20 protein-coding genes are annotated in these 24,198 nt (G+C 70.6%); 10 read left to right on the top strand and 10 right to left on the bottom strand.

All coding sequences use genetic code 11. From position 1 onward, the window contains the following. Nucleotides 1-94 precede the first annotated feature (94 nt). Genes ABZ815_RS28355 through ABZ815_RS28335 form a run of 5 tightly spaced genes read right to left on the bottom strand, consistent with a single transcriptional unit; the run spans nucleotide 95 to nucleotide 5,596 of the window. Nucleotides 95-1,468 carry a DUF58 domain-containing protein gene (locus tag ABZ815_RS28355; RefSeq protein ID WP_357703062.1) on the bottom strand — a complete coding sequence of 458 codons (1,374 nt, stop codon included), beginning with the start codon at nucleotides 1,466-1,468 and terminating at the stop codon, nucleotides 95-97. Between the two features lie 55 nt (nucleotides 1,469-1,523). Beyond that, the gene (locus ABZ815_RS28350) at nucleotides 1,524-2,480 is read right to left on the bottom strand and encodes a MoxR family ATPase (protein WP_357703060.1); all 957 of its coding nucleotides are present in this window, start codon (nucleotides 2,478-2,480) and stop codon (nucleotides 1,524-1,526) included. A gap of 13 nt (nucleotides 2,481-2,493) precedes the next feature. Further along, nucleotides 2,494-3,669, bottom strand: coding sequence for a DUF4350 domain-containing protein (locus tag ABZ815_RS28345; RefSeq protein ID WP_357703058.1), 1,176 nt, complete (start codon nucleotides 3,667-3,669; stop codon nucleotides 2,494-2,496). Next, nucleotides 3,666-4,292 (bottom strand): DUF4129 domain-containing protein, encoded by a 627-nt coding sequence (locus ABZ815_RS28340; protein WP_357703056.1) that lies wholly within the window; start codon nucleotides 4,290-4,292, stop codon nucleotides 3,666-3,668. Before ABZ815_RS28340 ends, ABZ815_RS28345 begins: the two co-directional genes overlap by 4 nt. Beyond that, the gene (locus tag ABZ815_RS28335; RefSeq protein ID WP_357703054.1) at nucleotides 4,289-5,596 is read right to left on the bottom strand and encodes a glycerophosphoryl diester phosphodiesterase membrane domain-containing protein; all 1,308 of its coding nucleotides are present in this window, start codon (nucleotides 5,594-5,596) and stop codon (nucleotides 4,289-4,291) included. Before ABZ815_RS28335 ends, ABZ815_RS28340 begins: the two co-directional genes overlap by 4 nt. 268 nt (nucleotides 5,597-5,864) lie before the next feature. On the opposite strand from ABZ815_RS28335, the gene mtrA reads away from it, so the two are divergent. The 6 genes from mtrA (at nucleotide 5,865) to ABZ815_RS28305 (ending at nucleotide 13,067) form a co-directional block, all read left to right on the top strand. Beyond that, entirely contained in the window at nucleotides 5,865-6,542 is a 678-nt protein-coding gene (gene mtrA, locus ABZ815_RS28330; RefSeq protein WP_043620615.1) for an MtrAB system response regulator MtrA, read from the top strand. A 95-nt stretch (nucleotides 6,543-6,637) separates the two neighbouring features. Continuing rightward, nucleotides 6,638-8,308, top strand: a complete 1,671-nt coding sequence (mtrB, locus tag ABZ815_RS28325) for an MtrAB system histidine kinase MtrB (RefSeq protein WP_357703052.1) — start codon at nucleotides 6,638-6,640, stop codon at nucleotides 8,306-8,308. Further along, on the top strand, nucleotides 8,295-10,019 hold the full coding sequence (locus tag ABZ815_RS28320; RefSeq protein ID WP_357703050.1) for an LpqB family beta-propeller domain-containing protein: 1,725 nt from the start codon (nucleotides 8,295-8,297) through the stop codon (nucleotides 10,017-10,019). Before mtrB ends, ABZ815_RS28320 begins: the two co-directional genes overlap by 14 nt. 201 nt (nucleotides 10,020-10,220) lie before the next feature. Next, on the top strand, nucleotides 10,221-10,814 hold the full coding sequence (locus ABZ815_RS28315) for a ComF family protein (protein ID WP_357703048.1): 594 nt from the start codon (nucleotides 10,221-10,223) through the stop codon (nucleotides 10,812-10,814). Between the two features lie 627 nt (nucleotides 10,815-11,441). Beyond that, complete coding sequence (gene raiA, locus ABZ815_RS28310; RefSeq protein ID WP_357703046.1) at nucleotides 11,442-12,104, top strand: ribosome-associated translation inhibitor RaiA; 663 nt, start codon at nucleotides 11,442-11,444, stop codon at nucleotides 12,102-12,104. Nucleotides 12,105-12,368: 264 nt separating this feature from the next. Beyond that, the gene (locus tag ABZ815_RS28305) at nucleotides 12,369-13,067 is read left to right on the top strand and encodes a response regulator transcription factor (RefSeq protein WP_357703044.1); all 699 of its coding nucleotides are present in this window, start codon (nucleotides 12,369-12,371) and stop codon (nucleotides 13,065-13,067) included. An 816-nt stretch (nucleotides 13,068-13,883) separates the two neighbouring features. On the opposite strand, the gene ABZ815_RS28300 is transcribed toward ABZ815_RS28305, so the two are convergent. Continuing rightward, a complete protein-coding gene (locus tag ABZ815_RS28300; protein ID WP_357703042.1) occupies nucleotides 13,884-15,077 on the bottom strand; it encodes a crosslink repair DNA glycosylase YcaQ family protein in 1,194 nt (397 codons plus the stop codon). 251 nt (nucleotides 15,078-15,328) lie between these two features. Then, complete coding sequence (locus ABZ815_RS28295) at nucleotides 15,329-15,589, bottom strand: HGxxPAAW family protein (RefSeq protein WP_357703040.1); 261 nt, start codon at nucleotides 15,587-15,589, stop codon at nucleotides 15,329-15,331. 225 nt (nucleotides 15,590-15,814) lie between these two features. Between ABZ815_RS28295 and secA the strand changes: the two genes are divergently transcribed. After that, nucleotides 15,815-18,604, top strand: coding sequence for a preprotein translocase subunit SecA (gene secA / locus ABZ815_RS28290; protein ID WP_357703038.1), 2,790 nt, complete (start codon nucleotides 15,815-15,817; stop codon nucleotides 18,602-18,604). Nucleotides 18,605-18,681: 77 nt separating this feature from the next. Here secA and ABZ815_RS28285 read toward each other — a convergent pair whose 3' ends face one another. The 3 genes from ABZ815_RS28285 to ABZ815_RS28275 form a co-directional block, all read right to left on the bottom strand. Continuing rightward, nucleotides 18,682-19,944 carry a PTS transporter subunit EIIC gene (locus ABZ815_RS28285; protein ID WP_357703036.1) on the bottom strand — a complete coding sequence of 421 codons (1,263 nt, stop codon included), beginning with the start codon at nucleotides 19,942-19,944 and terminating at the stop codon, nucleotides 18,682-18,684. Between the two features lie 79 nt (nucleotides 19,945-20,023). After that, nucleotides 20,024-21,340, bottom strand: coding sequence for a PTS transporter subunit EIIC (locus ABZ815_RS28280; protein WP_357703034.1), 1,317 nt, complete (start codon nucleotides 21,338-21,340; stop codon nucleotides 20,024-20,026). A 69-nt stretch (nucleotides 21,341-21,409) separates the two neighbouring features. After that, nucleotides 21,410-22,150 (bottom strand): GntR family transcriptional regulator, encoded by a 741-nt coding sequence (locus ABZ815_RS28275; RefSeq protein WP_357703032.1) that lies wholly within the window; start codon nucleotides 22,148-22,150, stop codon nucleotides 21,410-21,412. Nucleotides 22,151-22,326: 176 nt separating this feature from the next. On the opposite strand from ABZ815_RS28275, the gene ABZ815_RS28270 reads away from it, so the two are divergent. Genes ABZ815_RS28270 through ABZ815_RS28260 form a run of 3 tightly spaced genes read left to right on the top strand, consistent with a single transcriptional unit; the run spans nucleotide 22,327 to nucleotide 24,106 of the window. Further along, on the top strand, nucleotides 22,327-23,361 hold the full coding sequence (locus ABZ815_RS28270) for an SIS domain-containing protein (RefSeq protein ID WP_357703030.1): 1,035 nt from the start codon (nucleotides 22,327-22,329) through the stop codon (nucleotides 23,359-23,361). Between the two features lie 51 nt (nucleotides 23,362-23,412). Continuing rightward, nucleotides 23,413-23,649: a PTS glucose/sucrose transporter subunit IIB gene (locus ABZ815_RS28265; protein ID WP_125632338.1), complete on the top strand. Its 237-nt coding sequence runs from the start codon at nucleotides 23,413-23,415 to the stop codon at nucleotides 23,647-23,649. A gap of 10 nt (nucleotides 23,650-23,659) precedes the next feature. Beyond that, nucleotides 23,660-24,106, top strand: coding sequence for a PTS glucose transporter subunit IIA (locus ABZ815_RS28260; RefSeq protein WP_357703028.1), 447 nt, complete (start codon nucleotides 23,660-23,662; stop codon nucleotides 24,104-24,106). Nucleotides 24,107-24,198: the final 92 nt, after the last annotated feature.

The raw sequence follows: 24,198 nt of genomic DNA, 5'->3' as shown, positions 1-24,198 counted from the left end.
CTCCTGCTTACGGGTCAACTACCCACTCATGACCACACCCCGGCGCTCTCCTGACCCTCCCCGCGGAACACCAAAGCCCTTCGTCAGCAGGCTCTTAGAGCCGGCCCGCGGCCTTCAACGCCAGGTAGGCGTCCGCCAGCGCGGGCGCGATGTCCTCGGGCGGCGCGTCCACGACCTCGACGCCGTGCCGGCGCAGCCTGGCCGTGATGCGCCTGCGGGCGAGCTGGGCCTGCTCGGCCGCCGCCGCGTCGTAGACCTCCTCGGTGCTGCCGCGCCTGGCCGCCATGGCCGCCACCCGCGGGTCGGACACGCCCGCGACCAGCACCAGGTGCCGCGAGGAGAGCTGGGACAGCACCGGCATCAGGCCCTCGTCGAGCGCCGCCGCGTTGAGGTCGGTGAGCAGCACGACCAGGCAGCGCCGCTTGGCCCGGGACAGCACGGCGGCCACCATGCCCTGCCCGTCGGCCTCGACCAGCTCGGCCTCGATCGGCGCCATCACGTTGACCAGCGACGACAGCAACTCGGTACGGGACGCGCCGCTCACCCACGCGCGCACCGCCCGGTCGAAGGCCAGGAAGTCGACCTGGTCGCCGGCCCTGGCGGCGAGCGCGGCCAGCAGCAGCGCCGCGTCCATCGACCAGTCGAGGCGCGGCCAGCCGGGGGCGGGCCGCGGGTCGGGGCGTACCAGCAGCCCCGGGCCCTGCGCGACGGCCCCGGTCAGGGGGACCGGCGCGTCGCCCACCCGGCCCGCCGACGTGCGGCCGGTGTCGAGCACGATCAGCACCCGCCGGTCGCGCTCGGGCCGCCAGGTGCGCACGACCACGTCGTTGCGGCGCGCGGTGGCCCGCCAGTCGATGGACCGCACGTCGTCGCCCACCACGTACTCGCGCAGGGAGTCGAACTCGGTGCCCTGCCCGCGCACCAGCGCCGGATGCCGGCCGTCGAGCTCGCGCAGCCGCGCCAGCCTGGACGGCAGGTGCTTGCGGGACAGGAACGGCGGCAGCACGCGCACCGACCACGGCGAGCGGTGGTTGCCCTGGCGGGCGGCCAGGCCGAGGGGCCCGACCGAGCGCACGGTCACCGCCACCGACGACCGGTCGCCGCGCCTGGTCGGGTTGAGCGTGACCACGATCCTGCGCCGCTCACCGGCCGGCACGTCGAGCGCGGCGACCCGGGGTTCGGCCCCGGCCGAGGGCGGCCAGGCGTCCCTGATCCGCCCGCGCACCCGCCGGCGGCCCGGGTTCTCCACGATCAGCTCGACCGTGGCCGTCTGCCCCAGCCGTACGAGCGTGTCCCCCGAACGGTGGAGCCGCAGCGGCCGCACGGCGCCCGCGAACACCAGGTCCACGATGATCGCGGCGGCCAGCAGCAGGCAGACCCCGGCCAGCGCGGCGGCGGGCTGCGGCGCGAGCAGCACCACCACGATCCCGGCCGCGGCGAGCAGCCCGGCGCGTCCCGTCAGAGCCATCGGCGCCTCCCGGGCGACAGCGTCGCGGACCACTCGCGTTCGTCGGAGCGGGCCATCAACGCGGGACCGGGACCGAGGCCAGGATGCCGTCGAGCAGGCCGTCGGCGGTCGCGCCCTCCAGCTCGGCCTCGGGCCGGAGCTGGACGCGGTGCCGCAGCGCGGGCCTGGCCAGCGCCTTCACGTCGTCGGGCGTCACGTAGGGCCGCCCGGACAGCCACGCCCACGCCCTGGAGGCCGCCAGCAGCGCCGTCGCGCCACGCGGCGAGACGCCGAGCTGCAGCGACGCCGAGCTCCTGGTCGCGCGGGCCACGTCGACGATGTAGCCGAGCACCTCGGGGGCCACGTGCACCTGGGAGACCGCCTCGCGGCCGGCCGCCAGGTCCTCGGCCGTGGCCACGGGCTTGACGTCGGACAGGTCACGCGGGTCGAAGCCGCGCGCGTGCCGTTCGAGCACCGAGATCTCCTGCTCGCGCGGCGGCAGCGGCACGGTCAGCTTGAGCAGGAACCGGTCGAGCTGGGCCTCGGGAAGCTGGTAGGTGCCCTCGTACTCGACCGGGTTCTGGGTCGCGCAGACCACGAACGGGTCGGGCAGCGGCCGGGCCGAGCCCTCCACGCTCACCTGGCGCTCCTCCATGGCCTCCAGCAGCGCCGCCTGCGTCTTGGGCGGGGTGCGGTTGATCTCGTCGGCGAGCAGCAGGTTCGTGAAGACCGGCCCCTCCCTGAACTCGAACTCGCTGGTCTTCGCGTCGTAGATCAGCGAGCCCGTCACGTCGCCCGGCATCAGGTCGGGCGTGAACTGCACGCGCTTGAAGTCGAGCGACAGGGCCGCGGAGAGGGTGCGCACCATCAGCGTCTTGGCCACGCCCGGCACGCCTTCGAGCAGCACGTGCCCCCGGCACAGCAGGGCGATGACGAGCCCGGTGACCACGGCGTCCTGGCCGACCACGGCCTTGGACACCTCGGCCCGCAGCGCGCCGAGCGCCTCCCTGGCCGCCTCGCCCGAGGGGGCCACGCGGAATGTCTCCTCAGAGTTCACTGACCTGCCTTTCGATGGAGTCCAAGTACCCGGCCAGCGCGACGAGCCCGGCGTCGTCGGCCGGCGGCGGGCCGTACAGTGCGGCGCCGACCACCCGCGGGTCGTCGGCGATCCGCGCGGCCAGGGCCGCGACCAGCTCGTGCGGCCCGGCGCCCTGGGCCAGGCCCAGGCGGGGCGTGAGCCGGTCGATCGTGCCGGCGCGCAGCGAGTCGGCGGCCCGCTGCCTGGCCTTCCTGGCGCGGTAGAGCCTGCCCCGGCCCTCGACCGTCTCGGCGGCCCGCACGATGACGGGCAGCTTCTCGGTGACCACCGGCCCGAGGCGGCGCCCGCGCCAGAACGCGACGAGCACCACGGTCAGGCAGGCCATCAGGAGCGCCCAGGGGATGCTCGGGGGCATCAGGTCGTACATCGACTTGCCCTCGGAGCCGGGCAGGTCGAGCGGGGGCGGGTTGTCGGGGCGTACCAGCCAGGTGACGGGCCTGCCGGTGCCGACGAGGTTGAGGGCGAGGGCCGCGTTGCCGTCTTCGGGCAGGCGCAGGTTGGTCATGAACGCGCCGTCGCCGACGACCGTGGTGGTGGCGCCGTCGGGGGTGCGGTAGCTGACCAGCGAGTGGCCCTCGCCGGCCGGGTAGCAGGCGGCGGCGCCCGGCGGGCCGGTCAGGACCAGGCCGCCGACGTACGCGCTGCCGGCCCGCGTGGCGGCGGGCAGCCCGCATTCCGGGTCGCGGGAGCGCACGCGCGACGGCTCGCGCAGGGTGCGCGCCTCGGGGGCCAGCACGTCGAGGCCGGGCAGGTCACCGACGATCAGCCGGTCGCCCGGGATCTGCGCGAGCCGGTGCTCGTCGAGGTAGGTCAGGTCGGTGACCAGCAGCAGCCGGCCGCCGTCCGCGGCCTTGCCGGCGGCCGCCTCGACCGAGTCGACCCGGTCGACCTGGACGCCCCTGGCCCGCAGCAGCTCCGCCAGCGCCTTCGACCCGGCCAGCGAGGTGTCGGCCGGGTCGAGGAGGCGCGAGGGGCCGCGCTGCGGGCCGAACAGCACCGCGGCCGCCGCGAACAGGACGACGACCAGGCCGAGCACGACGATCATGCGGCCCGCCCGCCAGGTGGAGCGGGCGGTGGGGGAGGTGGGGGCGGAGGCGGCCGGCGGCGCGGTGGACAGGCTCATGACGGGACGCCTCCCACGGCCAGCGGGACGGGCCGCGCCTGGCGCAGCCGCTCGTCCAGGTCGCTCATCGCCTGGTAGGCGGCCTGCGTGCCGGGCACGCCGCCGTAGCTGACGTCGTCGAACGAGCGGGCGGCGGCGGCCAGCTCGGCGGCGAAGGCGGGCAGCGCCGCGCCCGCCTCGGCGGCCAGCTCGTCGGCCGTGCGGCCCGGCATGCCGTCGACCAGGGCGCGTTCCTCCAGGTCACGGGCGATGGCGCGAAGACGTTCGCGGACGGCCTGCGTCCAGTCGCCCTCGGCGGCCAGGCGTTCGGCGGCCCTGCGGTGCTCGGCGGCGTTGAGCACGCGTTCGCCGTAGAGGCCGCCGACGGCCATGGCGTTCCTGCGGGCGGTCCCGCGCAACCGCCAGGCGACCAGCAGGATCACGCCGAGGATGATCAGCGCGATCACGAGGGCGGCGATGATCCCGCCGGTCGAGCCGCCGCCCGTCGCCGCGTCGGTCAGGTCACCGATGAACTGGTTGAAACGCCGATAGAGCAGGTCGAACAGGGATTCCTTCTCGTATCCGGGCTTGAGGAGCTCCTCGGCCGCTCTGCGGGCCGCCTCCTCCCGGTCGACCGGGCTCACGACCCGGCTGAGTTGGACGGGTGCCAGAGCTCGTCGGCGGAGGAGTGCACCCACCCCTGGCGCTGCTGCTCGATCGCCGCGGTCTGCAGCACGAGGTCGAACGCCTCGCCGCGCATGCGCCGGTCGGCGTAGAGCAGCCCGGAGACGCCGGCCTGGAAGGGGTAGGAGAGCATCGCGCTCAGCGTGCCGCCGACGGCGATGAACACGGCCGCGGCCACGGCCGAGCCGGGCGAGCCGCCGCCGAGCACGCCGATCACCGTCCCGCCCAGCGTGAACGGCACCGACAGCACCCCGGACAACAGCCCGACCAGCAGCGACGTCAGCAGCAGGATGCCGAGCACCCGCCAGAAGTCACCGGTCACCAGGTGCCACGAGCGCCGCATCGCGTCGATCGGCCCCCGCCCCTCCAGCACCACGGCGGGCGCGGCGAACGCGAAGCGCGTGGTGATGAACAGGTAGTACGGGATGAAGAGCAGGACGAACAGGCCCATCACGCCGAGCATCAGGCCGACGCCGTCGGAGGAGGAGACGTTCATCGCGAGCGCGAACAGGATCACCAAAAACACGGCCACGGGCACGACCATCATGACGGCCATCAGCCCCACGACCCCGAACAGCGCGGGGATGCGGCCCTTGCAGAGGTGCCACGCCTCGGCCGCGGTGATCTTGCCGCCGAAGACGGCCCGGCCGAGTATGCGGGTCAGCACGCCGGTCAGCACCGTGACCACGACGAACTGGACCGCGTACGAGACCAGCATGCCGCCGTACTGGGCGATGACGCCGTTGACGCTGTCGTAGCCGGCGGAGGCCGACGCCGGGTCCTCCAGCGCGTCGCCCATCGAGCCCAGCATGAGCGCCTGGCCCACGGCCAGCGGCACCGCGCCGAGCAGGGCGGCGATGGCCGACAGGCCGAGCACGGCCTTGGGGTTGGACCTGACCAGCTTGATCGTGCCGTCGAGGATGTCGCCGAGCCCCAGCGGGCGCAGCGGGATGATGCCGGGACGCAGCGCGGGCGGCGGCATGTAGCCGTAGCCGGGCTGCTGGTAGCCGTACTGGGGTTGGCCGGGTTGCGGATGACCGGAGTGCGGGTGGCCCGGCTGGGGGTAGGGTGTTTGAGGCCCCGGCGGGCCGTAGGGCGGCGGCTGGGGGGCTTCGCCCTGCGGCTCGTACGGTTGGCCGTACGGCGTCTGCGTGGGCGAGCCCGGCGCGGTCCACGGGGAAGCCTGCGGGGCGCTGTAGGGCGGGGGCTGTTCGGCAGACCAGCCTGGGGGCGTCTCGGGCGTGCGTCCGTGACCGTCTGACATATCCCAATCCTGGCACGCTGGGCGGGTGGCTGGTGTCACGGAGGGCATTCGCCGGCTCATCCAGCCCTCATTTATCGGCGAATCAGGGCAACGAAGGCTGCCGGGGATGGCCGAAAGTCGCTCCGTTACCGCAGACTGGGTTTGTGGTTGCGGGGGGAACCTGAAATTCGCCTTTCGTGAGGCTCATGTCCCACACATGGGCCGACCAAGGGTAACCTTCAGCGATCGTGCGGGTATGTCCCACAATGCGTAGAACGAATGAGGGGCCATGAAAGGTCGCGTGCTGGTCGTCGACGACGACGCCGCTCTCGCCGAGATGCTCGGCATCGTGTTGCGCGGAGAAGGCTTCGAGCCGTCCTTCGTCTCCGACGGCGACAAGGCCCTCGACGCGTTCCGGGATACACGCCCGGATCTTGTCCTGCTCGACCTGATGCTGCCGGGCGCCGACGGCATCGACGTGGCGCGCAGGATCAGGGCGGAGTCGGGGGTGCCGATCGTGATGCTCACCGCCAAGAGCGACACGATCGACGTGGTGCTCGGGCTGGAGTCCGGCGCCGACGACTACATCGTCAAGCCGTTCAAGCCCAAGGAGCTCGTGGCGCGGGTGCGGGCGCGGCTGCGCCGTACCGACGAGCCGACGCCCGAGATCCTCCAGATCGGCGACATCACCATCGACGTGGCCGGCCACTCGGTCAAGCGCGGCGAGGAGACGATCAACCTCACGCCGCTGGAGTTCGACCTGCTCGTCGCCCTGGCCCGCAAGCCGCGCCAGGTCTTCACCCGCGAGGTCCTGCTGGAGCAGGTCTGGGGCTACCGGCACGCCGCCGACACCCGGCTGGTGAACGTGCACGTGCAGCGCCTCCGCGCCAAGATCGAGAAGGACCCCGAGCACCCCGAGATCGTCGTGACGGTCCGCGGCGTGGGCTACAAAGCCGGCCCCGCCTAGCCTTCGCCCGCCCCGCCATGCCCCCGACCAGGCCCTCGACCAGGAATGCCCGCCGACGGACGGTCCGCCAGATTCTCGGCGGCGTCCGCCGGAGGGTGCGTCGTGCGGCGGGCCGGGTGCGCAGCGTGTGGCGGCGCTCGCTCCAGCTCCAGGTGGTCACCAGCACACTGGTGATCTCGGTGACCGTCGTGGTCGTCCTCGGCACGTTCCTGTCCGACGAGATCAACAGGTCCGTGATCGCGAGCAGCCAGCAGTCCGCGCTCAACGAGGCCTACGCCGACCGGCTGCAGATCGCCGACGCGCTGATCCCGCCGTCCGACGACGGGGCCAAGGCCGCCGACGCCGACCAGAAGGTCAACCCGCTCGACCAGGTCATGGACACCGTCACCGGGTCCGGCGAGGACGGCTCCAAGAAGCGCTACGACGTCCTCATACTCAACGAGGCCACGCCCGGCATGTCGCGGGCCTCGGGCCGGGTGGTGCAGGCCGACGTGCCCGCCTCGCTCCGGCAGCGCCTGCAGAGGTACATGAACCGGGCCGAGTACGGCAAGACCGAAGTGTCCATCGAGACGATCAGGTTCGCCGGGCAGAGCCAGGCCACGCTCACGTTCGTGGTCGCCGGGGTCGTGCACGAGACCCTGACCGGCGAGGACTACCAGGTCTACCACTTCTTCCCGTTCAACGAGGAAGAGGAGCTGCTGTCCAACGTCCGGCTCGCCATCGTCGTGGTGGGGCTCGGGCTCGTCCTGCTGCTGGCCGCCATCGCGTACCTGGTCACCCGGCAGGTGGTCACGCCTGTACGGCTGGCCCGCCAGGCCGCCGAGCGCCTGGCCGCCGGCAAGCTGGACGAACGCCTCAAGGTGCGCGGCGAGGACGACCTCGCCCGTCTGGCGAACTCGTTCAACGAGATGGCCGCCAACCTGGCGCTCAAGATCCACCAGCTTGAGGAGCTGTCGCAGGTCCAGCGCCAGTTCGTCTCCGACGTCTCCCACGAGCTGCGCACGCCGCTGACCACCGTCCGCATGGCCGCCGACCTGCTGTACGACGCCCGCGAGGACTTCGACCCCATGGCCGCCCGCTCGGCCGAGCTGATGCAGGCCCAGCTCGAACGGTTCGAGTCGATGCTGGCCGACCTGCTGGAGATCAGCCGCTACGACGCCGGCGCCGCCACGCTCGACATCGACTCGGTGGACATGCGCGACGTCGTCCACCGGGCCATCGCCGACTCCGAGGCGCTGGCCGAGCGCCACTCCACCCGCTTCGACATCCGCCTGCCGCACGAGCCGTGCATGGTCGAGGTCGACAACCGCCGCGTCGAGCGCATCCTGCGCAACCTGCTGTTCAACGCCATCGAGCACGGCGAGGGCAGGGAGATCGTGGTGACCGTGGGGGCCGACCGCGACGCCGTCGCCGTCGCCGTCCGCGACCACGGGATCGGGCTCAAGCCGGGCGAGGAGACGATGGTGTTCGACCGGTTCTGGCGGGCCGACCCGTCCAGGGCCAGGACCATCGGCGGCACCGGGCTCGGCCTGGCCATCTCGCGCGAGGACGCCGTGCTGCACGGCGGCTGGCTCCAGGCGTGGGGGCAGCCGGGCGAGGGCTCGCAGTTCCGCCTCACGCTGCCCCGGCTGGCCGGGGCCGACCTCAAGGGCTCGCCGCTGTCGCTGGTGCCGCCCGAGATCGAGATGCGGCGCACCTGGCGCAGCCACATGACGCCGGTGCTGCTCCCGGCCTCGGGGGACGGAGGCGGCCATGACGAGGACTAGGCGGATGGGGGCCGCGGTCGCCATCGCCGCGGCCGTGGCCTGCGCGGGGTCGGGCTGCACCGTGATCCCGGTGACCGGGCCGTACACGGTGAGCGACGCCGGGGGCGGCGACCCGCTGAACAAGCCGTTCCAGCGCATGATCGCCGTCGCGCCGCGCGACGACTGGGACCCGGAGCTGCTGGTCAAGGGGCTCCAGGCGGCCATGGCGGCCTACCCCGACGACCCTTCCGTGCTGGCCAAGTACCTGACGCCCAAGGCCCAGGCCAAGTGGAAGCCGTCCGGGCCGGTGACGGTGATCGAGGACGTGTACCAGGTGGACCCGGTGGAGGGCGACGCCGCGGAGACGTACGGGCTCAAGGCCAAGCAGGTCGCCCGCATCGACCCCGACGACGCGTACGTGCCGCTGTCGGGGAACGCGCCGGAGCGGCTGTTCGTGCTGAAGAAGGACGCCCGGGGCGTCTACCGGGTGGACGACCTGCCGGACGGGCTGCTGCTCACCAAGTCCGACGTGGCCCGGGCGTACCGGCTGACCAACCTGTACTACCTCAACAGCGCCCGCGAGCGGCTGGTCGTCGACCGGGTGTGCCTGCGGCTCAAGCCGACCGAGACCTTCGCCCAGACCATCGTCAGGCGGCTGCTCAAGGGGCCCAGCGGCGCGCTGCGCGGCGCCGTGGGCACCGTGTTCCCCGAGGGCACCGAGGTCGAGTCGATCGGCACCGGCGACGACCGCGTCGTGATCAACTTGTCGGGCCCGCTCCTGCCGCTCGACCTCGGCGAGAAGGCCGCGCTGGTGGCGCAGCTCAAGTACAGCCTGACCAACAACAAGGTCGCCATCAGCCGCACCATCGAGGTGCAGGTCGAGGGCGAGCAGTACTGGACCGAGCCGCCCAACTCCGAGACCCACTGGCTGGACAACGGCGGCAACACGCCGTACTACACCAACAAGGGGTCCGTGCACGTCATGAGCAACAACGAGGGCGCGGGCGTCGCCGTGTCCGGACCGGCGGGGGAGTCGAACACCGACTTCAAGGCGTTCGCGCTGTCCACGCAGCAGACCGGCGCGATCGTCGCGGCCCGGACCTCCACCGGCATCTCGATCGCCGGGCTCACCCCCGAGGGCCGCTGGCAGCAGGTCATCGAGGGCGCCGACCTCACCGACCCCACCTGGCGCCGCGACGGCTCCCTGTGGACGTTCGACCAGCACAACAAGGTCGTCCTGCGGTACGACCCCAACGGCGGACACGGGCCTGAGCGCGTCTCCGCCCCCGGACTCGACGGCCTCGACGTCACCGCGCTCAGGATCGCCAGGGACGGCGTGCGGGTGGCCCTGCGCACCGGCAAGAACACCGTGCAGCTCGGCGCGCTGAGCGAGGGGCTCAACGGGCCCATGCTCGGCAACCTGCAGACGCTGACCTCGACGGAGGTCGAGTACGAGATCGAGGACATCGCCTGGGAGGACGACGAGCACCTGCTCGTCCTCATCAAGAGCAAGGCCGGGCAGATACTCAACGAGATCGACATCGGCGACGGCGAGACGATCGGGATCCCGCTGAAGGACCGGCTGGAGCGGGTGACCGCGCTGATCGGGCGGGTGCTCGCGGAGGCGAACACCGACAAGGGGCCCAAGATCATCGAGCTCAACCCGGACCGGCAGGGCTGGACGAGCAAGATCGACCCCAGCGCCAAGAACCCCTTCTTCCCCCTGGGCTGACCTCTCCCGCTTCCCCCTGGGCCCGCTTCCTTTGGATGACCGCTGCCCGTGAGCGCGCGGGGCTCGGGTTTCCCGGAACTGTCGGTGGCCGCAGGCATGCTGGGCGGTGTGTTCGGGGGCGTGCTCGATGTGTTCCTGCCGCAGTCCTGTGTGGGCTGCGGCCGTGCCGGTGCTCGGTGTTGTGCGGGGTGTGCGGCCGAGATGGCCGCCGTCCCCGCCAGGCGGGGGCCGAGACCGGGCCCGGCCGGCCTGCCCGAGTGCTGGTCGGCCACGCCGTACGAGGGCGCGGCGCGCAGGGCGATCCTGGCCTACAAGGAGCGCGGCGCGGTGGCGCTGGCCGGCGTGCTGGCGCAGGTGCTGGCGTTCACCGTGCTCACCGCCCTGGGCGCCGGGGCGGGGGCAGGGTGGGCGCGGGGGCCGTTCGCCGTCGTGCCGGTGCCGAGCGCGAGGAGGGCGCTGCGGGGCCGGGGGCACGATCCCATGGGCCGGGTGGCCGTGCTCGTCACCCGTCACCTCGTGGCGTCCGGCCTGCGGGCCGAGCCGTGGGCGGGGTTGCGGCAGGCGCGCCGGGTGGCCGACCAGGCGGGCCTGAGCGCCACGCAGCGCGTCGCGAACCTCGCCGGGTCCCTCTGTGTCGCCGGACGCGCGAAAGCCCCTCCAGCGCCCTCTGCGCTGCTCCTGGACGACATCGTGACCACGGGCGCCTCGCTCGCCGAAGCCGCCCGCGCACTGCGCGCTGCCGGCGTACGGGTGCCGATGGCGGCCACCGTCGCCGCGACACGCCGAAGATCTTGAAAACGCTTGACATCACTGTCGGTAAAGAAAGATCCAATTCTTAGGCCCATCTTGAAGGATGGATTTCCTGTTGGGGGAAGAAGAAGTGGTGCAGCTCAGACCGTCGGAAGGCGCGTGGCCACTGGGCTTGCCGACAGGGCGCTCCGAGGTCCCCCGGGCGTCCGGAACCCCGGAAAAGTCACGGAACGTGATCCTTTGGCCGACGCTCCGGCTGACATTCGCGCAGGATGCGGATAGCGTTCTGACATGGCACCCGTTCGGGTCCGTGGTTGCGCAGAGTCGGTGTCCCCGGCTCTGCTAGCCGATGCCAGCCGCAGGCAAAACGGTCCACGTAAGGCGACTCTTTGTCGACCGATCACGGTGCGGCTTAGGGATAAGTCCTGCCTTCCCGAGGGTCCAGATGTCCCTCGTCAGAAGAGAAGGGCAGTAGTGGCAACAGAGCTGCGAAATCCTCAGCAGGCGGATGTGGGGTCGAAGACCAGGTCGGCCGGACGGGTGCCACCCGAGAACCCGGTGACGTCGTGGCGGAAGAGGGTAGCGGTGACAGAGAGGCGGACCCGAAACCCCGTCCGGAACGCACAGAGTCGGGCGCTCTTGCTCAGTCGTTAGACGAAGGGGGGCTGTTGCATGGACATCATCGTCAAGGGTCGGCACACAGGAGTGAGTGACCGGTTCCGAGACCAGGTGACGACCAAGCTGGCCAGGATCGAACGTCTGGACAACAAACTCATCCGAGTCGATGTGGAGGTGTCGAAAGAACGCAACCCTCGCCTCGCCGACCAGCGCGAGCGTGTCGAACTCACCATCCATTCCAAGGGCCCGGCCATCCGCGCCGAAGCCTCGGCCGACGACCGGTTCGTAGCCCTCGACATCGCCCTCGACAAGCTGGAAGGCCGCCTGCGGCGGCTGGCCGACCGGCGCAAGGTTCATCACGGCAACCACTGCCCGCCCTCGGTGGCGGAGATCACCGCGACGCTCCCTGACGTCGGCCTGCCGCCTCTCGGGGCCAAGCACGTCCCTGAGCCGGCCGAGTCCTACGAGGACCTGCCGGTGCAGGACGAGAAGCTCGACGACGACATCGTCCCGATCGAGATGGACGGCGACGGACCGCTCGTCGTCCGGGAGAAGTTCCACAAGGCGGAACCCATGACCATCGACCAGGCCATGCTCGAAATGGAACTGGTCGGGCACGATTTCTACCTGTTCCGTGACAAGGAGAGCGGCCTGCCGAGCGTGGTCTACAACCGGCGCGGGTACAACTACGGCGTGTTGCGGCTCATAGAGCCCTGATCGCACGCTAAAAGATCTTCTCGACCACCCGAGGACCGTGCCATACGTGCCATCATGGCGGTCCGACGGCTCTGGCCCCCCGACGAGGAGGACACGTGAGCGAGCTCAGTCAGGTTCAGATGAGCGAGCGAAGCGAGGGTACTGACGGGACAACCGCCATGCGGACAGCCGCCACGGCCCCGACCGGGCGTGACAACGGAGCGGCCGTCCGATGAGCAGGTTCCCCGTGAGCAAGGCAGGCGCAAGACGGACCGAGGAGGGCTCGTGACCGAGTCCGGCGAGGTCCGCACGGCAGAGAGCGAGCCGATCCGCGTGCTGATCGTTGACGATCACGAGCTGATCAGGCGCAGCCTGGCGTTGACGCTGGCCGCGGAGCCCGACATCGAGGTGGTCGGTGAGGCGAGCGACGGGCAGGAGGCGGTCGAACTGGCCGATCGCCTCATGCCCGACGTCGCCCTCATGGACGTACGCATGCCCCGGCAGGACGGGATCGAGGCGACCAAGAGCATCAGGGCCTCCGTCCCGAGCACCCGGATCATCATGCTGACCGTGAGCGACGAGGAAGAGGATCTCTTCGAGGCCATCAAGGCCGGCGCCACCGGTTATCTGCTGAAGGACGTGCAGATCAACGACGTGCCCGCCGCGGTGCGCGGTGTGCACGAGGGACAGTCCTTAATCAACCCGGCGATGGCCGCCAAGCTCATCAGCGAGTTCGCGAACATGAGCCGCAAGGAGGCCGAACGCCCGCCGCAGCTCCCCGTGCCCAGGCTGACCGACCGCGAGATGGAGGTCCTGCGCCTGGTCGCCAAGGGCATGAACAATCGCGAGATCGCCAAGCAGCTGTTCATCTCCGAGAACACGGTGAAGAACCACGTCCGCAACATCCTCGACAAGCTGCAGCTGCATTCGCGGATGGAAGCGGTGGTGTACGCGGTGCGGGAACGCATGCTGGAGATCACCTGAGGCCACCCGGCCCCCCCACAGAACACCCCGAAGCCCCTCCGCTGACAGCGACCACAACACGATCCCCGGCCGACCCTCGGTCCCGGTCCTGGCCGATCCCGGTCCTGGCCCTGGTCCCCGATGGCCCTGGTCCGGACCCCGGCCTCCAACCCCGGCCCTCGGTCGCCCTGATTCGGCCCCGGGCTCCTGGTCCTGGTCCTGGTTCTGTCCTGGCCCCGGTCCCTAGTTCTGGTCTTCGGCCGTTTGGGGTCGGTCCTGGCATCTAGCGCCAATCCTCGGATTGTCCTGGTTCTGCCCTCGGTGCTCAGTCCCGGCCGACGGTGCCCGGCCCTGGGTGTCCAGCCCCCCGGGTGTCCAGCCCCGGCCCTCGTCCGGTTTCCGAGTGCGCTGTTTCCCGGCTGTGGCTGTAGCCGGCGGCCCGCTGCTGAGAGGGCCGTCCAGCGCCAGGAAGCGCCGAGCTCCCGTAGCGCGGGGCACCCCACCGATGCCCTCCCCGGCCCCCCGCCGCTCTGGCGCGCAACCCGCAGGGCGCGGCCCGTTGAGGGCGCCCAGGGGCCCCGGCACGCAACCCGCCGGGTACGGCCGGTCGAGAGCGCCCAGCGGCGCTACAACCCCCGATCCCCGCGCCCGGCTCCAGCCGGGCCGCTCGCCCCTTTAGGGCAGCCCCTCCCCGAAGCCCCCGGCCCGAGCGCGGGCTGAGGTCAGGGGCGGGGGAGGGAGTGCGGAGCGCCGAAGAGAGGGGACGGGGGTGCGGGGTGGTGTCGGGGAGCTCCGAGGCGGGTTGGTGGTGCGGTGGGGCGTCCGTTTCTCGGGGGCTTACGGCTGGGGTGCGGTCAGGAGGGGGGCCAGTTCTGGGGGGTCGGTGCGTTCGACGCGTACGGAGTCGCAGCCCACCCATTCGGCGGCCGACCACAGCGCGTCGCGCAGGGCGTCGGCCCACTTGGCGGGGGACAGGCCGGGCTCAAGGTGGACCTGGCGGGCGACCAGGGTGGTGCCCTCGCGGGCCGGGTCGACCCGGCCGATCAGGCGGCCCCCGGCCAGCACGGGCATCGTGAAGTAGCCGTGGACGCGCTTCTCCTTGGGCACGTACAGCTCAAGCTGGTACTTGAACCCGAAGACGCGCTCGGTGCGGCCGCGGTGCCAGATGAGGGAGTCGAACGGGGACAGCAGCGTCGTACGGTGACGGCCGCGCGGCTCGGACTCCAGCGCCTGCGGGTCGGCCCACGCGTTGGCGTGGCCCTTCTTGGCGGGCCAGCCCGCCACCTTGACCGGCGCCAGACCGGCGGCGCCGCTGAGCAGGGCCTGGTCGAGCATCGCCGCGTACTTGCCCTTGAGGCGCAGGAAGTCGAGCAGGTCGGTACGGTTGGCCACCCCGAGCGACCGGCCCGCGATGGCGGCCAGCAGGACGATGCACTCCTCGTCGGACAGGTCGTCGGCCAGCGAGTCGGCGGGTACGACACGCTCGGTCAGGTCGTAGACGCGCCGCCAGCCGACGCGGCGCACGCAGGCGATCTCGCCGATGTCGAGCAGCCACTCCAGCCCGATCTTGGAGTCGGACCAGTCCCACCACGGGCCGCCGTTCTTGGCGCCGCCGACGTCGGACGTCGTGAGCGGGCCCGAGTCGCGCACCTGCTGCAGCAGCTTGTCGACGCTGTCGGGGACCTCGTGCCAGCGGTAGCGCCGGTCGCGGTAGGCGCGGCGCCGGAAGGCGTAGAGCGGCCAGTGCTCGATGGGCAGGATGCAGGCCGCGTGACACCAGTATTCGAAGCTCTGGGCGGGATCGTGCCAGTAGGCGCGCTCGACCGCGGGCCTGCCCACCGCGCCGAGGCGCGCGTAGGCGACCAGCTCGTGGGAGCGGGCCAGGACGGAGATCGTGTCGAGCTGTACGGCGCCGAGCCGGCGAAGCATGCCGCGCACCCCGCCCTTGCGCACGTCGGCGCCGATGAGCCCCTGGGCGCGCAGAATGACCCGACGCGCTTCGTCAGCGGTCAGGTCGGTCACGTTCGTCATACGGCGAACCCCAGGGGGCCTTGGGGGACGGTAGGGCTATCCATGCAGGAAATTTAGCGGCGCCCACCGACAGAATCGCTCCGCCCCAGGTGGGGATGGCCGGAGGCGTCCCACCGCCTGCGCGCCGGGGGAGCGACACGCCGATGTCCTGGCGTTGGGGAATTGGATGCCGAGAACAGGGGGTTCCGGAGGGGCCGGGCATGGGAACGGCGGGCGCCCGGATGGTCGGGGCCCGCCGTGTGCCGGAGTGGTCAGCGGTGGTCTTCGGCGTGCATGCCGACGCGGGGTGCGTCGATCACCACGTCCGTGAAGATGTCGAAGACGAGGGCGAGGATGCCGCCGACGACGAACGCACCGGCGCCGACCCAGACCAGCGTCCAGTTGTCGGCCGTCAGTCCGAAGCCGGCCACGATGGTGCCCACCACCATGACAGTCACGGCCAGCCACGAGGAGGCGCGCCCGCCGTGGTTGCCGAGATTCTGCGCGTGCTCGGACTTCTTCCCCTCAACCATGACTAAATCCTTCCTTTGCCGGATATCCCGCTATTGGTGCGAACCGGCGCTCAACCGGCATACCCTCTGCCTTGACCCCATTCTCCCAGACGTGTCCGGCGCCCTCGTCGTCACGGTGGCTGTGTCTGGTTGTGGAACCGCCTACGATGGCAACCGGGGAAGTTTGTCTCGGCCTCTCCTCCTGGCGGCGCCGCCGGGGTAGACCTGCGAGGAGCTTTACATAAAGTGGCAGCCATTCTCGACAAGATCCTACGTGCCGGCGAAGGCAAGACTCTGCGCAAGCTCAAGCGGATCGCCGATCAGGTCAACTCCATCGAGGACGACTTCACGAGCCTGTCCGACGCGGAGTTGCGCGCCCTGACGGACGAGTTCAAGCAGCGTTACGCCGACGGCGAGAGCCTCGACGACCTGCTTCCCGAGGCGTTCGCGACCGTCCGTGAGGCGGCCCGGCGCGTGCTCGGCCAGCGGCACTTCGACGTGCAGATCATGGGCGGGGCCAACCTGCACATGGGCAACATCTCCGAAATGAAGACGGGTGAGGGCAAGACCCTGACCTGTACGCTGCCGGCTTACCTCAACGCGCTGGCGGGCAACGGCGTCCACGTCATCACCGTCAACGACTACCTGGTCAAGGTCGGCGCCGAGAACATGGGCCGCGTCTACCGGTTCCTGGGCATGGAAGTCGGCATGATCCTCTCCGGCCAGGCGCCGGATGAGCGGCGCAAGCAGTACGAAGCGGACATCACGTACGGCACCAACAACGAGTTCGGCTTCGACTACCTCCGCGACAACATGGCGTGGTCGCTGGAGGAGTGCGTCCAGCGCGGCCACCACTTCGCCATCGTCGACGAGGTCGACTCGATCCTCATCGACGAGGCCCGCACGCCGCTGATCATCTCCGGCCCCGGCGAGCAGTCGGGCAAGTGGTACAGCGAGTTCGCCAAGATCGTTCCCAGGCTGCGCAAGGGCGTCGAGGCGAAGAACCCGGGCGAGGAGAGCACCGGCGACTACATCGTCGACGAGAAGAAGCGCACGGTCGGCGTCCTGGAGGCCGGCGTCGAGAAGGTCGAGGACTGGCTCGGCATCGACAACCTCTACAAGCCCGAGCACACCCACCTGGTCGGCTTCCTGAACAACGCGCTCAAGGCGAAAGAGCTGTTCAAGAAGGACAAGGACTACATCGTCTCCGACGGTGAGGTGCTCATCGTCGACGAGTTCACCGGCCGCGTGCTGCACGGCCGGCGCTACAACGAGGGCATGCACCAGGCCATCGAGGCCAAGGAAGGCGTGAAGATCAAGGACGAGAACCAGACTCTCGCCACGGTCACCCTCCAGAACTACTTCCGCCTCTACGCCAAGCTGTCCGGCATGACCGGTACGGCGGTCACCGAGGCCAACGAGTTCCACCAGACGTACAAGCTCGGCGTGGTCCCGATCCCGACCAACCGGCCGATGGTCCGCAAGGACCAGCCCGACGTGGTCTACAAGACCGAGGACGCCAAGTTCAACGCGGTGGTCGAGGACATCAAGGAGCGCCACGAGGCCGGGCAGCCGGTCCTCGTCGGCACGACCTCGGTGGAGAAGTCCGAGCGGCTGTCCAAGGCGCTCAAGCGCCGCGGCGTGGTGCACGAGGTCCTCAACGCGAAGAACCACGCGCGTGAGGCGGCGATCGTCGCCGAGGCGGGCCGCAAGGGCGCCGTCACCGTCGCCACGAACATGGCCGGTCGAGGCACCGACATCATGCTCGGCGGCAACTCCGAGTTCCGCGCCGACCTCGAGCTGCGCCAGCGCGGCCTCGACCCGGTCGAGACGCCGGAGGAGTACGAGAAGGCCTACCCCGAGGCGCTGGAGAAGGCCAGGGCGGCCGTCAAGGCCGAGCACGACGAGGTCACCCAGCTCGGCGGCCTCTACGTGCTGGGCACCGAGCGCCACGAGTCGCGCCGCATCGACAACCAGCTCCGCGGCCGTTCCGGCCGTCAGGGCGACCCCGGCGAGTCGCGCTTCTACCTCTCGCTCGGCGACGACCTCATGCGCCTGTTCAACGCGGCCAGGGTCGAGATGATCATGAACAGGCTGAGCATCCCCGACGACCAGCCGATCGAGTCGGGCATCGTCTCCAAGGCCATCGCCTCCGCCCAGCACCAGGTCGAGCAGCAGAACTTCGAGATCCGCAAGGAAGTTCTGAAGTACGACGAGGTCATGAACCGGCAGCGGAAGGTGATCTACTCCGAGCGCCGCCGCGTGCTGGAGGGCGCCGACCTGCACGACCAGGTGCGCGGCTTCGTCGGCGACGTGATCGACGGCTACGTCGCGGGCGCCACCTCCGAGGGCTTCGCCGAGGAGTGGGACCTGGAGAAGCTGTGGAAGGCGTTCGGCGAGCTCTACCCGGTCTCGCTCCGGATCGACGACCTGGTCGAGGAGGTCGGCAGCCGCGAGGAGCTGACCGCCGAGATCATCTCGGAGAAGATCAAGGCCGACGCCCTGGAGGCGTACGCCAGGCGCGAGGAGCAGCTCGGGGCGGAGGCCACGCGTAACTTCGAGCGCCAGGTCATCCTGTCCGTGCTCGACCGCAAGTGGCGCGAGCACCTCTACGAGATGGACTACCTGCGCGAGGGCATCGGCATGCGGGCCTACGCGCAGAAGGACCCGCAGATCGAGTACCAGCGCGAGGGCTTCGAGATGTTCGCCGCGATGCTGGAGGGCATCAAGGAGGACTCGGTCGGCTTCCTGTTCAACCTTGAGGTCGAGGTGCAGGAGAACCCGATCGTCGAGGAGGAGGACGCCGCGGTCACCGAGACGCGGTCGATCATCTCCACCGCCCTGCGCGGGCCGCAGCGCCCGGCCGAGCTCGAATACTCCGCCCCTGGCGAGCAGGGCGACGTCGAGCACACGCGGGTGCGCACCACGCCGGCCGAGCGGGCCGCGTACGGGAACGTCGAGCGCAACGCGCCGTGCCCGTGCGGGTCGGGCAAGAAGTACAAGCGCTGCCACGGCGACCCGAAGAACGCCGTCTGACAGGCTGAGGCGAGAGCCTGAGCGGGCCCCCGTCTCCCCGTGCGAAAGCAGGGGGGCGGGGGCTTCGTCATGCGTGATCAGGCGGGGGGTTCGCGGCCGGGGGTGGGGATGTTCAGGCGGCGGATCAGGAATGCGAAGATCAAATAGTAGAGGACGAAATACAGCAGGCCGAAGCCGATGATCAGGCCGAGCCGATGGGTGTTCGATTTGCTGGCGTTCAGCAGCATGTCGATGGCTCCGCCGGAGAAGGTGAACCCGAGTCGCGCGCCGAATTCCGCCATCAGGGCCATCGACAACCCCGTCAGCAGGGCGTGCACCACGAAAAGCACCGGCGCCACGAATATGAAGGCGAATTCCAGCGGTTCGGTAATGCCGGTGATGAATGCCGTCAGCCCCGCCGACAGCATGATGCCGCCCACGGACTTGCGGCGTTCCGGCGGGGCCGCCCGCCACATGGCGATGGCCGCTCCGAGCAGCCCGAACATCATCACGGGGAAGAAGCCGGTCATGAAGATGCCGGCGCCCTGCTCGCCGGCGAAGTAGCAGTTCAGGTCGCCGGCGGCGTTCCGGGTGGCGCCGTTCAGGCCCGCGTGGCACTCGGGCAGGGTGAACCAGACGATGGTGTTGAGGAAGTGGTGCAGGCCGACGGGTATCAGCAGGCGGTTGGCCACGCCGTAGATGCCGGTGCCGGCGGTGCCGTGGGCCGACAGCCAGTCGCCCATGCTGGACAGCCAGTCGCCGACCGGACGCCAGACCAGCCCGAACACGACGCCGAGCAGCAGGGCGGCGACGGCGGTGATGATCGGGACCGAGCGGCGTCCGCCGAAGAAGGCCAGCCACGGGGGCGGTTTCAGCCGGTAGAAGCGCTGCCACAGCAGTGCCGCCGTGATGCCGATGACGATGCCGCCGAGCACGCCGGTGGGGTTCTGGGCACCGAGGTTGAGCATGGGCCCCTGGGGGGTGGCGACGACGACCTTGGCGTAGACCGCGCCGTGGCCCGCGTCGTAGAAGAGCGTACGGCTGACGCGGTCGAACACCAGGTAGCCGACCAGGGCGGCGAGGGCGGTGGAGCCGTCCGACTTGCGGGCGAACCCGATCGCCACGCCGATCGCGAACAGGACGGGCAGGTTGTCGAACAGGGCGCCGCCGGCCGCGGCCAGGACGTTGGCGACGGGCAGCATCCAGGGAAGGATGCCGCCGAGTCCGTCCTTGCCGAGCAGGTCGTCCTGGCCGAAGCGGAAGAGCAGGCCCGCCGCGGGCAGCACGGCGATGGGCATCATGAGCGAGCGGCCGATGCGCTGCAGCACCGCGAACGTCGCCGACCAGGGCGACGCGCCCATGCCCCTCACCCCCGCTCGGTGGTCCGTCAGCGGGGGAATGCCAGGTTCCTACCACGGCGGGCGAGGCGGAAAACGGGCGCTAGGTCTCGCCGGAGTCGAGGTCGGGCTCGGGTTCTCGGCCCGGTGTCATGATGTCGAACCTGCGGATGAGGAACGTGAACACGACGTAGTAGACGACGCCGTAGATCAGGCCGAGCAGCAGGATGCCCGGAAGGTTCTGGGTGTTGGACTTGCTCACGTTCAGCAGCATGTCCAGCAGGCCCGCGGAGAAGCCGAAGCCGAGCTGCCCGCCGATGAGCGTGGTGAGCGCCATCGCCAGCCCGGTCAGGATGGCGTGCGCGACCAGCAGCGCGGGCGCGACGAAGATGAACGCGAACTCGATCGGCTCGGTGATGCCGGTGACGAACGAGGCCAGCCCCGCCGAGAGCATGATGCCGCCCACCGTGGCCCGGCGGTGCGGGGGCGCGGCCCGCCACATGGCCAGGGCGGCGGCCGGCAGGGCGAACATCATGACGGGGAAGAAGCCGGCCATGAACTGGCCGGAGTGCGGGGCGCCGCCGAAGTAGCAGTTCCAGTCGCCGCCCAGCACGTGACCGCCCACCTCGCACTGCGGCACGACGTACCAGACGACCGAGTTCACGAAGTGGTGCAGGCCGAGCGGGATGAGCAGGCGGTTGATCAGGCCGTAGATGCCGGTGCCGATGGGACCGATGGCGGCCAGGGCCTCGCCGGCATGGCGGATCCACTCGCCGAGGACCGGCCAGAGCCAGCCGAAGAGCACGCCGAGCAGCAGCGCGACGATGGAGGTGATGATCGGTACGAATCGGCGTCCGCCGAAGAACGCCAGCCACGACGGCAGCTTGATCCGGTGGAAGCGCTGCCACAGCAGCGCGGTGACCAGGCCCATCACGATGCCGCCGAGCACTTTGGTGGGGTTCTGCATGCCGTAGTTGATGACTTCTTTGATGCCCTCGTCCTGGACCTGGCGCATGGCCACGGTGTCCCGGATGTCGGAGCCGAAGAACATCACCTTGGTCACCCGGTCGAACACCAGGTAGCCGACGACGGCCGCCAGTGCCGTGCTGCCGTCGGCCTTGCGGGCGAAGCCGATGGCCACGCCCACCGCGAACAGCAGCGGCAGGTTCTGGAACAGCGCGTCCCCGGCCGCGGCCAGCACCGCGGCGACCTGGCTCATCCACGTGAACCCCGGGACGTCGGCCAGGCCGCCGGAGGCCGGGCCGTTGGAGCCCAGCATGTCGGGCTGGCCGAACCGGGAGAGCAGCGCGGCCGCGGGCAGGGCCGCGATGGGCAGCATCAGCGAGCGGCCCAGCCTCTGGAGCACGTTCATCACGCGTGCGAGCGGCGAAGGCCGGGCGGCGGCGGTGGTCTCGTTCACCGGGCGTTCCTCCGGGGGGTGGGAGTGGGGCGTCCGCCGGGCCGGCCGTCCGGGCCCGGCGGAGTGGCCCTAGCCCCGTCTAACGGGCATTTCGAGTATGGTCCGCAGCTGATAGCGGTCAGCGCGGTAGGTGGACACGCCGAGCTCCGCGCAGACGCCGCCGGAGAAGGACCTGCGCTGGAGCAGCAGCACGGCGCCGCCGCGCGGGAGCTTCAGCAGGTCGGCGTCGCTCGGGTCGGCGATGCCGCCGTCGATGGTGAGCTCGCCGGCGTCCATGACCAGGCCGTAGCGGCTCTCCAGCAGCTCATACAGCGATTTGTCGGACAAGTCGTAATCGGCCAGGTCGGGGGCGAGCTTGACCGGGATGTGTGCCCGTTCGATGGACAGCGGCTCACCGTCGGCCGTACGCAGGCGTTCGATGAAGTGCACTTCCTCACCCGGCTGGATCCCCAGCTCCTTGGCCAGGTGGGCGCTGGCCCGCACGATGCGGCGGTCGAGGTCGCGCGAGCCTGGGATCATGCCGCGCGCCCTCATGTCGTCGGTGAACGACGTGAGCTGCAACGCCAGCTCGATCTTGGGCCTGGCCACGAACGTGCCCTTGCCTGGCACGCGGTGCAGGCGTCCCTCGGAGACCAGGTGGTCGACGGCCTGCCGTACGGTCATCCTGGACAGGCCGAACCGCTGGCAGAGCTCCCGCTCGGACGGGATGGCGGCGCCGATGCTGAGCTCGTTGCTGTCAATGAGGTCCAGCAGGATCTCGCGAAGCTGGAAGTACTTGGGCACCGGGCTATCCGGATCGATGTGCGCCACGGATCCTCCCCTCGATCGGCAAAGAAGAAATCTGGGACTGGTGGTGCGGCAGTCTATGGGCAGATTTCTTGTTTGGTGGTCATGGGCTATGGTTCGTACTGGTCTAGTCCGGACTAGACCACATGTCGCGAAAGACGGTCAAGTGCGAACCGTATGAATCGAGGGATGAGCTCAGGATGACCACCAAGATGCGCAGTGAGATCGCCGAGCAGCCGGAGGCGCTGCGGGCCACGCTCGACGCCCTGCTCCCCAGGGTCGGCGAGGTGAAGGCGGTGGGCGAGCAGACTCGCCAGCTGCTGTTCATCGCGCGTGGAACCTCCGACAACGCCGCAGTCTACGGCCGCTACCTGGTCGAGTCCCACGCGGGACGGATGGGCGCGCTGGCCGCGCCGTCCATCGCGACGACCTACAAGCGCAAGGTCGACCTGGACGGCGTGCTGGCCGTCGCGATCTCGCAGTCGGGTCGTACGGAGGAGATCGTCGAGACCCTGGCCTGGGCCAAGGACTGCGGCGCGAAGACGGTCGGCATCACCAACGGCGGCGAGGACAGCCCGCTCGCCCAGGCGGCCGACGTCGCGCTGTGCACGCTGGCCGGCGAGGAGAAGGCCGTCCCGGCGACGAAGACGTACACCACGCAGCTCGCCGCGCTGGCCGTGCTGGCGCTGGGCCTGGGTGCCGACGTGGACGCCGGGGACCTGCGGCGGGTGCCCGAGGCGGTCGAGAAGCTGATCGCCGAGCCGGGCGACCTGGACGCGGTCGTCGAAGGGCTGCTGGACAAGCCGGGCGTGGTCGTGTCCGGACGCGGGCTCGCCTTCTCCACGGCCCTGGAGACCGCGCTCAAGCTCAAGGAGGCCTGCTACCTGCACGCCATGGGCCTGTCCTACGCCGACCTGCTGCACGGCCCGATCGCCGTGGTCGACGCCGACACCCCGGCGCTGCTGGTGGCCTCGGAGAACAGCCCCACGCTGTCCGGCACGGTGGCCCTGGCCGAGCGGGTCGTGGCGGCGGGCGCGGCGGCGTACACGATCGGCGGCGGCGACGCGCTCGCGCGGGCCGGCACGGCCGCGCTGAACGGCCCCGACCTGCCCGAATGGGTGGCGCCGATGGGCCTGATCATCCCCGGCCAGCTCCTCACCGAAGCGCTGGCCCGGCGCCTCGGCATCGACCCCGACTCGCCGCGCGGACTCAACAAGGTCACGCAGACGGACTGAGCGAGGCGCCTCGTTTAGCCTGGTCAAGGAGTTGGAACGAGGGAGGACCGGATGGCGGCGGATGTGAATGCGATCATCGCCGGTCTCGGCGGTGCCGACAACATCATCGAGATCGAACCCTGCATCACCCGGTTGCGCACCGAAGTGCACGACGCGTCCAAGGTCGACCAGGCCGCCCTCAGGGCGGCGGGGGCGCACGGCGTGATGGCCGCGGGCAACGTGGTCCAGGTCGTCGTGGGGCCCGAGGCGGACACGATCGCCAGCGACATCGAGGACATCATCGGCTAAGGGCGAGACCATGACGACTGTTCTCGCCCCGGTCGAGGGGGCGGCTGTGGGGTTGGCCGCCGTGCCCGATCCGGTCTTCTCCGCGGGCATGGTGGGACCGGGAACGGCGATCGACCCGTTGCGGGGGCCAGGCAAGGCCGTGGCCCCCATAGCGGGAAAGATCATGAAACTGCATCCGCATGCCTACGTCATCGTGGGGGACGACGGCAGGGGCGTGCTGGTGCACCTGGGCATCGACACGGTCCAGCTCAAGGGGAAGGGCTTCCGGCTGCTGGCGGCCGAGGGCGACAGGGTCAGCGCGGGGCAGCCCGTCGTGGCGTGGGACCCGTCGGCCGTCGAGGCGGGCGGACGGTCCCCGGTCTGCCCGGTCGTGGCCCTCGACGCCCCCTCGGAGTCGGTGACCGGCATCGTCCAGGGGGCGGTGCACGTGGGGGACGAGCTGTTCACATGGATGTAGCGGCCGTCGGCGCGGTCCCCGAGATCGCCGTACGGGCACGGTCGTACCGGCAGAAGACGTCACAATAGGCGTGCCCCCCGCCATACCGGGCA

The organism is Nonomuraea sp. NPDC047529, from assembly GCF_040642995.1.
Lineage (GTDB): Bacteria > Actinomycetota > Actinomycetes > Streptosporangiales > Streptosporangiaceae > Nonomuraea.
The sequence above is the reverse complement of the archived record's forward strand: the minus strand, read 5'-3'. Positions and strand labels throughout refer to the sequence as shown.

Coding starts and splice junctions, on each gene's coding strand:
- ABZ815_RS28300 (WP_357703042.1), bottom strand. CDS start 15,077: ATGACGAACGTGACCGACCTGACCGCTGACGAAGCGCGTCGGGTCATT.
- mtrA (WP_043620615.1), top strand. CDS start 5,865: ATGAAAGGTCGCGTGCTGGTCGTCGACGACGACGCCGCTCTCGCCGAG.
- ABZ815_RS28355 (WP_357703062.1), bottom strand. CDS start 1,468: ATGGCTCTGACGGGACGCGCCGGGCTGCTCGCCGCGGCCGGGATCGTG.
- ABZ815_RS28315 (WP_357703048.1), top strand. CDS start 10,221: ATGGCCGCCGTCCCCGCCAGGCGGGGGCCGAGACCGGGCCCGGCCGGC.
- ABZ815_RS28295 (WP_357703040.1), bottom strand. CDS start 15,589: ATGGTTGAGGGGAAGAAGTCCGAGCACGCGCAGAATCTCGGCAACCAC.
- ABZ815_RS28345 (WP_357703058.1), bottom strand. CDS start 3,669: ATGAGCCTGTCCACCGCGCCGCCGGCCGCCTCCGCCCCCACCTCCCCC.
- ABZ815_RS28320 (WP_357703050.1), top strand. CDS start 8,295: ATGACGAGGACTAGGCGGATGGGGGCCGCGGTCGCCATCGCCGCGGCC.
- raiA (WP_357703046.1), top strand. CDS start 11,442: ATGGACATCATCGTCAAGGGTCGGCACACAGGAGTGAGTGACCGGTTC.
- ABZ815_RS28260 (WP_357703028.1), top strand. CDS start 23,660: ATGACGACTGTTCTCGCCCCGGTCGAGGGGGCGGCTGTGGGGTTGGCC.
- ABZ815_RS28270 (WP_357703030.1), top strand. CDS start 22,327: ATGACCACCAAGATGCGCAGTGAGATCGCCGAGCAGCCGGAGGCGCTG.
- ABZ815_RS28335 (WP_357703054.1), bottom strand. CDS start 5,596: ATGTCAGACGGTCACGGACGCACGCCCGAGACGCCCCCAGGCTGGTCT.
- ABZ815_RS28265 (WP_125632338.1), top strand. CDS start 23,413: ATGGCGGCGGATGTGAATGCGATCATCGCCGGTCTCGGCGGTGCCGAC.
- ABZ815_RS28285 (WP_357703036.1), bottom strand. CDS start 19,944: ATGGGCGCGTCGCCCTGGTCGGCGACGTTCGCGGTGCTGCAGCGCATC.